This window comes from Helicobacter pametensis ATCC 51478 (assembly GCF_000518225.1).
Classification (GTDB): Bacteria; Campylobacterota; Campylobacteria; order Campylobacterales; family Helicobacteraceae; genus Helicobacter_G; species Helicobacter_G pametensis.
In genome coordinates this window covers 98388-107606 of record NZ_JADE01000006.1, presented here as the reverse complement: position 1 = coordinate 107606, position 9219 = coordinate 98388, and the positions used below count along the sequence as shown (strand labels likewise).

Sequence of the window (9219 nt, the reverse complement as noted above, 5' to 3'; positions counted from 1 at the left end):
ACAAACAAAAATAATTCCCTTTTTCAGCACTTCTATATTTTTCAGACAGAATCCTCGCAAGAGACAGGATATTTGCTTGCATCAAAATAATCCTAAAGATTTAAAGATCAAGACTAAATCAAACTTTTATTTCTAAAACAAAAAGAGAGAATCCCCCCAAAGGATTGGGGGAGGGTAAGCATCACCTAAGAAGGAGAGCAAAATCAGTGTTTTGCTTGATAAAAAGGATCTTGAGCACTTTTGCCTTTGATTGTTGCATTGATTTTTTCATAATTGAAAGGCACAAGATTTTTATCAAGTTCTAAAAGCTCTTTTGGTGTGTCATCTTGCAATGGAGCTTCATAATATCGCTTTCCATTGATTGTGACAGGACTTGGAGCGATCTTTCTCATATCCTCAAACCCAAGATTGCTTGGGGTAATTTTGATTCCATATTTGGCACCAATGCTTACGACAAGCTCTTGACCTTGCTTGGCATACTGCACACCTTGAAGAGAGATCCTAGCTGCCTCTCTTGGATTGTGGAATCCTGAAGAATTCTCTGCATTCATAAAATCCGCCCTAATCTGGCTTTTGCGATGCATCTCTAGTGCGGGTTTAATCGCATCAGTGATCGCTTGATCTCTTTTGTTTGCATCTTTGATCTTGGCAAATTTTGGAAGTTTTGCAAGCTCTGCTCGCAATGTCGTGATGTCTTTGATCAAGCTTGCCACAGCATATTCTGCACTTCTGATGTTGTAAGCACTTGCTGTCTGAATATCAAGCACTTGTTTTTTGAGATAATCCTCACTTTGTGTATGGCAAGACTTACAAGATGCATTGACATCAAGCAAGGGAGAGGCGATAAAGTGATTGCTGACCTTTTTGCTTCCACTTCTGATATAGGGCATATGACAATCTGCACAGCTCACACCATTACTCGCATGCACACTGCCTGAATAGAGCTCAGTCTCAGGATGCTGAATCTTGATGATTGGAGCCTTTGTGCTTGCATGGACAAAATCTTGTGGGAAAATATCTCTCACACTCTCATAATACTCATCTAGCATCTCGATTCTAAAAGGCTCACCCTTTTTCCACATCGCCCATGGGAAAGCAAGCTCGATTCCATTTGCTTCTTTTTCTACAAGTCGATTGCCATCTTTGAGCTCATTGATTTCTTGATAGTTTGTTTCGACTTTGATCTTGACTTTTTGTCCAGTTGGCTTGTTGTAATACTCGACATGACATTGTGCGCAAACCAAAGTTCTCATTTCTTGACGACTTGCCTTGATGCCATGCTTTTCATCCTTTTCATATCCCCTACTCACAAGTGCATTGATCGCAGCTGGTCGTGTGAGGCGCAAACTCATATCATCTGGACTATGGCAGTCTGCACAGGTGCTCCCCATTTTTTTGCCATGCACATCATTTGGACCTTCCATCATCTTGGTGATAGTCCAATACTTTGTCGTGTTGAACTCAACCCATCCTAGCTTTTTGACAAGCTTTGGAACATTTCCTGAGTGACAATTCAAACAAGCTCCAGGCTGTCCATCAAACTTGGTCAAACCATGAGCATTTAAGAATTTTTTATTGTTTCTCAAAGTCTCTAATTGATCGATTTGAGAGTAATAATGGCTTCTATTTTGATTGTAGTCAAACTTAAAAGCATATCCATCCCAAAACATTGTGAGCTGGGGATAGCGATTGATTTTGCTATAGGGATAACTTCCTGCAAAATTTGTCGCAGTATATGTCGAGTCTTTCATCTTCATATACATATCTAGATGCTCTGGGAAATTTTTCCCCCATTCGGCAAAATCTGGATTCTCATCACTCATCTTGGCCAAATTGGCTGAAGTTGTAAAACTTTGAGCCTTTTTGGCACTGATGTCTGAATTGAGCCAAAATAATCCAACAGCAACACATGCTGAAATCAAAATCAAAAAAACGACCTTTGTCTTATGCATATTCTCTCCTTAAAAACTTCTTCTATGTCCTACATCTTTGTGACAAGAAACACAACTGAGCGCGTCTCTGCCTCCATGCTGGGGAATGGCTGTTGCATTGATTGCATTCTCTGAAAAATCAGAATGACAATTGATGCAAGCTTGCTGAATCATCTCTTTACTTTTTGGTGTCGCACTTAAATTTGTAGGCAAATCTTCAAGCTTGAAAGTAAAGGCATACGCATGACTTAAACCACTCTGAGCCTTGGCAATCCATTTGGGAATAAAATCATGGGGAAGATGACACTCAGCACAAGTTGCCCTAGGTTTCCCATCAATCTCTTTGCTATGAGGTCCGCTCATATAATCTGCATACACTTCATTCATGATATGGCAATTATTGCAAGCCTTAGAATCATTGCTAAAGTAGGAAAATCCTTGTGCGTTATAAAAGGTATAAATCCCTCCAGCTACGATAAAAACAGCAAAAATGACAAAAATGGAATAAAGTGTAGAGAGAGACTTCTTATCTGACATTAAAGCCTCCTATTCCTTTGTATTCATCGATCATTTTAGATACGACACTAAGATTGTATCCCTTATTCAAAAAAGCAAACAAAAAATAAATATTTTTATATGAGAATTAGGCTAGCAGTGTTTCAAAAATTAACATTTTGTATTTTATTTTCTCCCCCCTTTTTATTTAACCCTTTTTTGACCCCCTTTTGAAAGATCAGACCCCAGCTTCCTCTCTTCTTTGGAGAAGTTCCCACTTTTTATCTACATCCTTTTGGAATTGCTCGATGATATGCTCATTTTCTGGCTTGAACAAATGCTTAAATCGCCCTTGCACTCCAAGATAATCTCTCACGGGAATGACATTTTTGGGACGATATGTGATGTGAAGCTCATGACCATTGATGATCTCATAGAGAGGGAAAACCAAAGAATCCACAGCCAAATCCATCATCTCAACAGTGTTATTGCAATCAAATCTCCATTCTGTCGTACAAGCACTGAGAGCGTTGATAAAAGTAGGCCCTTCAGTATCAAGTGCAGTTTTGATTTTTTTATTCATATCTTTCCATTTGTTTGGAGCGACCTGTGCTACATATGGAGCGCCATGGGCTGCCATAATGGCCAAAAGATCTTTTTTCTTCTCTTTTTTTCCATAGCTTACGCGTCCAGAAGGAGTTGTCGAAGTGCTAGATCCCAAAGGAGTTGAACCGCTTCTCTGTCCACCTGTATTGGCATATACTTCATTGTCAAGACAAATATAAGTCAGATCATGACCTCTTTCAAAACATCCACTAATCCACTGAAAACCGATATCATAAGTCGCTCCATCTCCACCAAAGGCTACGAATCTTGGCTTTTCACCCTTGTATCGACCCTTTCTAGCAAGCGCTTTATACATCGCCTCAGCTCCAGCAACTGCTGTAGATCCATTTTCAAATCCGATATGAATCCAAGGCACATCCCAAGATGTATAAGGATAAACGGCAGTTGAAACCTCAAGACATCCTGTCGAATTCCCAATCAAAATATGTCCATCTACAGAGTTTAGAACCTCACGAATAATCATTCCATGAGCACATCCTGGACAAAGAAGATTGGCTCCTTCAAATTTTTCTGCTGATCTTGAAAATTGCTTTAAGTTCTTGATATCTTTTGTCATCTCGCCTCTCCTTAATTAAACGCCATTTTTGCGCCGCGAAGTCCAACAAATTGTTGGGTTGGATGCGTGAGCTTTCCAGCTTTTGCATTCTCGCTCAATTCTTGATAAATATCCAAAAGGATGTTTTGTGTCATATCTCTTCCACCAAGTCCATAAATATAGTTGGACAAAATAGGTCTATTCTGAGCATTTTGACACAATGCAGCACCCACTTCATTGAACAACATTCCCATAGCACCAGCAGGAAGACTGCGATCCAACATAGCAATCGCTTTGCAGTTTTTAAGAGCTTCAGCGATTTGCTTATAAGGGAATGGTCGCAATGAGCGAATAGAGACAACTCCTGCACGAATACCTTTTTCGCGCGCATTCTTGGCTGCAATTCTTGCTGATTCTACAGTCGTTCCAAGCGCAACGATCGCCACATCAGCATCACTCATATCATAAGTCTCGACTAGAGAATATTTGCGTCCAGTCAGCTTTGCAAACTCCCCAAACACCTCTTCAATCACCTCAGATGATTTCATCAGATCATGATGGAGCTGTGCTTTGTGTTCAAAATGCCAATCTTCCTCAGTTTGTGCTCCATAAGTTGCAGGCTTAGAAAAATCTAGCAATGCATTTTTTGTTTTGTATTCTCCGATAAATGCATATGCCTCATCATCACTAAGTGGCTGGACATTTTGAGCAGTATGAGAGCAAATAAATCCATCTTGATTCACAATGACTGGGATCCTCACTCTCAAATCCTCAGAAATCCTAAATGCCATCAAATTGAAATCATAAGCCTCTTGAGGATTATAGGTGCAAAGATTGATCCAGCCACAATCTCTACTTAGATACATATCTGAGTGATCCCCATTGACATTGAGTGGTGCTGCAAGGGCACGATTGACAAGATTTAAGACGATTGGAACCCTCATTCCTGAAGCTTGATACATCACCTCAATCATCAAAGCAAAACCTTGCGAACTTGTAGCAGTCGCAACTCTTCCTCCAGCAGCTGCTGCACCTACACAAGCACTCATCGCCGCATGCTCAGACTCCACCATAACAAACTCACCATCGATATAGCCATCACTCAAAAATTTCCCATAATTTTGAACAATTGGAGTAGATGGCGTGATTGGATAAGCAGCGACAACATCAATCTGAGCTTGACGCAAAGCATGGCTTGCTGCCATGTTCCCATCCCAAACTTCTATTTTTGATAATTCATACTTTAAAGCCATTCAATCCTCCTTATTTCTTTGCTTCTTTTTGCGGCCATTTATTTAATGCATCTTGCTCTTCTTCAACCTCATCAAACATCAATAGAGATTTAGGATTTGTCGGACATACAGCAACACAAACCCCACATCCCTTGCAATGCATATAGTCAATCCCACTCATCTGATCATCTTTGGCCAAAATCGATGCATCAGGACAATACACCCAGCAGAAAAAGCAATTGATACAATGATCATGATTATGAATGGGTTTTTGAACCCTCCAATGCGCAACACTCGCACTTCTTGAGCTATTCTCTGTATAGCTTCGATCTTGTGGCATTTTCTCTTGTGCACCGATTCCATCTTCATTAAGAGGAAACAATACAGACCCTATTTCAAATTCATTCCAACCTTTCATATTTTCCTCCTTATTTCACTTCATTATATGCTCGCATAATCGCCTCACGATTGGCATCAATGATCTTTTGTGGAAGTTTCTTACCAAGCAATTTGATAAACGCATCCAAAAAGTAATCAAGCTCAAGCATTCCAGACACTTTCATAAGTGCTCCAAGCATTGGTGCATTTGGGATAGGCTTACCAATGGTTTCTAAAGAAATCTTGATGCAATCTAGTACATACACCTCTTTGCCCTTCAATTCTGGCTTCTTGGCAATCAATTCTTCCTTGCTAAGATGCGTTGTGATAATGTACTTTGTCCCAGCCTTTTCATTTGCACAAATATCAGCAATGAAAGTCAATCCCGGATCGATCACCAACACATAATCAGGCCACATAAATTTCTCATGATTCAAAATTGGATCCTCATCGATTCGATTATATGCCGTCATCGCTGCACCTCTCTTGGCTGAACCATAAAATGCAAAAGCCTGAACCTGTTTCCCAGTCCCTGCAATTACATCTGCCAATCCTTTTGCTCCAGTCACAGCACCCTGACCAGCGCGACTATGCCATCTTATTTCTAGCATCTATGCCTCCTAAATAAATTGTTCTAAAAGATAATAATAATTTTACAATAACAAAACTAGGGCAATGCCTCAATGTAGCGCAGTGCCTGCTCCATATCAGCAAAGACAAGCGAAGTGTATTTTGCCAAATCTTTTTGATATTTTCCATTCACCCCAATCCCCACAACGCTCGCATTTTTGGCAGCTTCCATATCAAAACGCGTATCTCCAATCATAAAAACACGACTTGAATCATACTCTAGATTGTGAAGAGCCTTCAAGATGGGTTCTGCACTTGGTTTTGGCTCCATCACATCATCAATTCCTACAATGGTGTAGAAAAATTTCAATACCCCAAGATTCTCCAATATCTTCTCAGAAAAATAATGTGATTTTGAAGTCACAACAGCCATTTGATAGGTGCTTGGAAGTGTCTGAAGCAATTCTTTTACATTTGGTAACAAGAAAGTTTTCTGTAAAAAAACCTCGCGATAATAGCTTCGATATTTTGCAACACATTCTTGAATAGTTTCAGAAGGGATTCCAATACGCAAAAACATATCTGCCAATGTCATTCCAATCATAGAGCAAATCTCTCCCTCACGCCCTTCAAGGGTAATATCATAATCACTAGCTGTCTGCAAAAATGCTTCCAAAATTGCCTCTGTTGAATCAATCAATGTCCCATCTAAGTCAAATAATAAAATCTTGTCACTCATCGTGCAAGCACTCCTTTTTTGAATTCATAAACCAGCACAGCACCCACCACCAAAACAGTCAAAATAGATGCCAATGGATAAGCCCCCCAAATCCCAATTTCTCCAAAAAATCGATACAGGATGGGAAGCAATATGGGTGTGAGGATCAAAGTGTAGCAGAGCGTAATCAACAACGCTCCCCATGGACGCTGGATAGATTGTAAAAAAATCGAACTCACCATATTGATCCCAAGTGCTAAATAAGCAACAAACCAGATTTTAATCACAAAAGCAATCTCTGAAATCAAACCCACATCACTGAGTGCCACTCGCTTAGAATCCAAAAATGTGCGCGCAAATCCTTCACCCCAATAATAAAAAGCGATATAAAGCACACTGCTTACCAAGCAAGAGATCAATAAACCAAAAAAATAGATACTGCGCACACGATCACGCTGATTGGCTCCGTAATTAAAGCTTGTGATAGGCTGGATTCCATGAGCAATTGAAAGCAGAATGGTAAAAAATATAATCCCCCCATACATCACAACAGTATAGATCACAACACCTCTCTCCCCCATTTCACGCATCAATGTGAGATTATAAAATAGCATCATAATCCCCGCACTTGCTTCAGCAATCGATGAGGGGATTCCATTTCTAGCAGAGCGCAATACAGCTCTCCAATCAAAAATCTTGACAAAAAACAAATCTCCGCGCTTACTCCAAAAGTGCATCAGCAAAATCAAAATCGCAAAGCTATTGCCCAAAATCGTCGCCAAAGCGCTAGCGCACATCCCCAAATCCATCACAAAGAGAAACAAATAATTAAATCCCACATTCCCCAAAGCAGCGACAATCATCGAAACCATTGCTAGTATCGGACGCTTATCATTGACAGCAAACATATCCAAAACGGGATGCAAAAAAATCAAAAAAGCACCTGCAAAAATAATCTGCAAATAATCCACAACCAAAGTTTCAATTTTTGGGCTTGATCCAAGCAAAATAGCAATCTCTTTCGTCCACCAAAAGAGCAGACAACTTATCCCTATCCCCACAACAAAAACAAAATAAATAATCGAGCTAAAAACTTGTCTAGCCTTGTGTGCCTCTCCTTTTCCCAAATAATACGAAATCAAAGATGATCCACCCACAGCAAACAAAAGCTCAAATGCCATCAAAGCAGGAAAAACAGGCCATGTAATTCCAAGGGCTGCAACGGCATCTTCACCCAAAACATGCGCGATAAAAAATCCATCTACAATAGCATAAGTGCTAAGAGCCAGCATAGAGAGCAGAGCTGGAAAAAAATAATAAAAAAATAATCGAGGAATAGAATCTGATCCAAGATCAATCTCTTTGCTTGTCATTACATCCCCTTTGATTGAAATAGTGCAATTGCTCTTTCTTTGTCTTCTGGAGTATCAATCCCAATACTTTGAGTTTCAACTAAAAGCGTTTGGATTGTCTTTTGATTCCATAATGCTCTTAATTGCTCAAGCTTCTCGATCTCTTCAAGAGGTGATTTGGGCATCGTGCAAAATTGCTGCAAATTTTGGTTTCTAAAAGCATAAATACCCAGATGGCCATAATATGAAGTGTTTGCAAAACCCTCACGATCAAAGGGAATCAATGCTCTTGAAAAATACAGAGCTCTATCTTCCGCATCTAATACAACTTTGACTATATTGGGATCTTGAGCCTGAGTAGAAGAGATAGAGCGGATACATGTCCCCATAAAGGCATCACTAGTGTGCATCATATCCTGTAGTTTTTTCAAAATCTCTGATTCAAGAAATGGCTCATCTCCCTGCATATTGATCACAATCTCATCAGCATCTAGCCCCATTTTTCTAGCAGCTTCAGCGCATCGATCTGTACCACTAGAGTGTCTAGAATCTGTCAGCACTGTTTGGATTCCATAGGATTTGCATACATCAGCGATAACCTCAGAATCTGTTGCAACAACTGCTACATCGACCTCGTTTGCCATCAGTGCTGTGCGCACAACCATAGGATAACCTAGGATATCAGTTAGCATTTTTTGAGAAAAGCGTGTTGAATGTAGTCTTGCTGGAATGATAATCATATCAATAACCTTCACATCTTAAAAATCCAAAACAAAAAGGAGAAGTATATAGAAATTCGAAGAATGGTGCCGAAGGTCGGACTCGAACCGACACAGGGTTGCCCCTACCAGATTTTGAGTCTAGCGCGTCTACCAGTTTCACCACTCCGGCACAAATGATCAAGATATATGGTGCGCTGAGCGAGACTCGAACTCGCACGAGTTTCCTCACTACCCCCTCAAGATAGCGTGTCTACCAGTTCCACCACCAGCGCATAACCCCCTCCCCCTTTTTACCCCCTATTTTGTTTTAAGCGATAAAAGGATTGGCATAAAATGCGATGATTGCCAAAACAAGAGTATAAATAACTTGTGCTTCAATCAAAGCTAGAGCGATAAACATCGTTCCGGTTAGTTTTCCACCAACGCTTGGATTTCTAGCAATCCCAGAAATTGTCGCAGAAGCTGTATAACCCATTCCAAGAGCACCACCAAAAGCTGCGATACCAAGACCAACAACAGCACCCAAAACAGAGTATGCCTTGACCATTGTCATATCATCAGCAAAAGCAAAACCTAAACAAACAAACATCAAAAGAGCAATCTTTTTCATCTTTTTCCTTAAATCATAAATCTGGCGTTCGGATCAGTCCCCTACTAGC

The 9219-nt window shown here is 40.2% G+C and carries 10 protein-coding genes and 2 tRNA genes; all 12 read right to left on the bottom strand.

Features of this window, described 5'->3' with window-relative positions; all coding sequences use genetic code 11:
* Positions 1–203: 203 nt before the first annotated feature.
* The 12 genes from T391_RS07480 to T391_RS0100645 all read right to left on the bottom strand — a co-directional run bounded on the left by T391_RS07480 (position 204) and on the right by T391_RS0100645 (position 9170).
* The gene (locus tag T391_RS07480) at positions 204–1952 is read right to left on the bottom strand and encodes an ammonia-forming cytochrome c nitrite reductase subunit c552 (RefSeq protein WP_051420495.1); all 1749 of its coding nucleotides are present in this window, start codon (positions 1950–1952) and stop codon (positions 204–206) included.
* 9 nt (positions 1953–1961) lie between these two features.
* Positions 1962–2468, bottom strand: a complete 507-nt coding sequence (gene nrfH, locus T391_RS0100695; RefSeq protein WP_027326728.1) for a cytochrome c nitrite reductase small subunit — start codon at positions 2466–2468, stop codon at positions 1962–1964.
* Between the two features lie 196 nt (positions 2469–2664).
* Positions 2665–3609, bottom strand: coding sequence for a thiamine pyrophosphate-dependent enzyme (locus T391_RS0100690; RefSeq protein WP_027326727.1), 945 nt, complete (start codon positions 3607–3609; stop codon positions 2665–2667).
* An 11-nt stretch (positions 3610–3620) separates the two neighbouring features.
* Positions 3621–4841, bottom strand: coding sequence for a 2-oxoacid:ferredoxin oxidoreductase subunit alpha (locus T391_RS0100685; RefSeq protein ID WP_027326726.1), 1221 nt, complete (start codon positions 4839–4841; stop codon positions 3621–3623).
* Positions 4842–4851: 10 nt separating this feature from the next.
* Positions 4852–5238, bottom strand: coding sequence for a 4Fe-4S dicluster-binding protein (locus T391_RS0100680; protein WP_027326725.1), 387 nt, complete (start codon positions 5236–5238; stop codon positions 4852–4854).
* Positions 5239–5248: 10 nt separating this feature from the next.
* Positions 5249–5809, bottom strand: a complete 561-nt coding sequence (locus tag T391_RS0100675) for a pyruvate flavodoxin oxidoreductase subunit gamma (protein WP_027326724.1) — start codon at positions 5807–5809, stop codon at positions 5249–5251.
* Positions 5810–5865: 56 nt separating this feature from the next.
* A complete protein-coding gene (locus tag T391_RS0100670) occupies positions 5866–6507 on the bottom strand; it encodes an HAD family hydrolase (protein WP_027326723.1) in 642 nt (213 codons plus the stop codon).
* Positions 6504–7859 (bottom strand): MATE family efflux transporter, encoded by a 1356-nt coding sequence (locus T391_RS0100665; protein WP_027326722.1) that lies wholly within the window; start codon positions 7857–7859, stop codon positions 6504–6506. The genes T391_RS0100670 and T391_RS0100665 overlap by 4 nt, the downstream gene beginning before the upstream one ends.
* On the bottom strand, positions 7859–8578 hold the full coding sequence (kdsB, locus tag T391_RS0100660) for a 3-deoxy-manno-octulosonate cytidylyltransferase (RefSeq protein WP_027326721.1): 720 nt from the start codon (positions 8576–8578) through the stop codon (positions 7859–7861). The genes T391_RS0100665 and kdsB overlap by 1 nt, the downstream gene beginning before the upstream one ends.
* 64 nt (positions 8579–8642) lie before the next feature.
* A tRNA-Leu gene (locus T391_RS0100655) sits at positions 8643–8729 on the bottom strand.
* Positions 8730–8747: 18 nt separating this feature from the next.
* Positions 8748–8832, bottom strand: a tRNA-Leu gene (locus T391_RS0100650).
* 35 nt (positions 8833–8867) lie between these two features.
* Positions 8868–9170, bottom strand: coding sequence for a F0F1 ATP synthase subunit C (locus tag T391_RS0100645; RefSeq protein ID WP_027326720.1), 303 nt, complete (start codon positions 9168–9170; stop codon positions 8868–8870).
* Positions 9171–9219: the final 49 nt, after the last annotated feature.

Excerpts from the sequence above, each read along its gene's own strand:
- T391_RS0100680 (WP_027326725.1), bottom strand. The coding sequence starts at position 5,238 with ATGAAAGGTTGGAATGAATTTGAAATAGGGTCTGTATTGTTTCCTCTT.
- T391_RS0100675 (WP_027326724.1), bottom strand. The coding sequence starts at position 5,809 with ATGCTAGAAATAAGATGGCATAGTCGCGCTGGTCAGGGTGCTGTGACT.
- T391_RS0100645 (WP_027326720.1), bottom strand. The coding sequence starts at position 9,170 with ATGAAAAAGATTGCTCTTTTGATGTTTGTTTGTTTAGGTTTTGCTTTT.
- T391_RS0100670 (WP_027326723.1), bottom strand. The coding sequence starts at position 6,507 with ATGAGTGACAAGATTTTATTATTTGACTTAGATGGGACATTGATTGAT.
- T391_RS07480 (WP_051420495.1), bottom strand. The coding sequence starts at position 1,952 with ATGCATAAGACAAAGGTCGTTTTTTTGATTTTGATTTCAGCATGTGTT.
- T391_RS0100690 (WP_027326727.1), bottom strand. The coding sequence starts at position 3,609 with ATGACAAAAGATATCAAGAACTTAAAGCAATTTTCAAGATCAGCAGAA.
- T391_RS0100685 (WP_027326726.1), bottom strand. The coding sequence starts at position 4,841 with ATGGCTTTAAAGTATGAATTATCAAAAATAGAAGTTTGGGATGGGAAC.
- nrfH (WP_027326728.1), bottom strand. The coding sequence starts at position 2,468 with ATGTCAGATAAGAAGTCTCTCTCTACACTTTATTCCATTTTTGTCATT.
- T391_RS0100665 (WP_027326722.1), bottom strand. The coding sequence starts at position 7,859 with ATGACAAGCAAAGAGATTGATCTTGGATCAGATTCTATTCCTCGATTA.
- kdsB (WP_027326721.1), bottom strand. The coding sequence starts at position 8,578 with ATGATTATCATTCCAGCAAGACTACATTCAACACGCTTTTCTCAAAAA.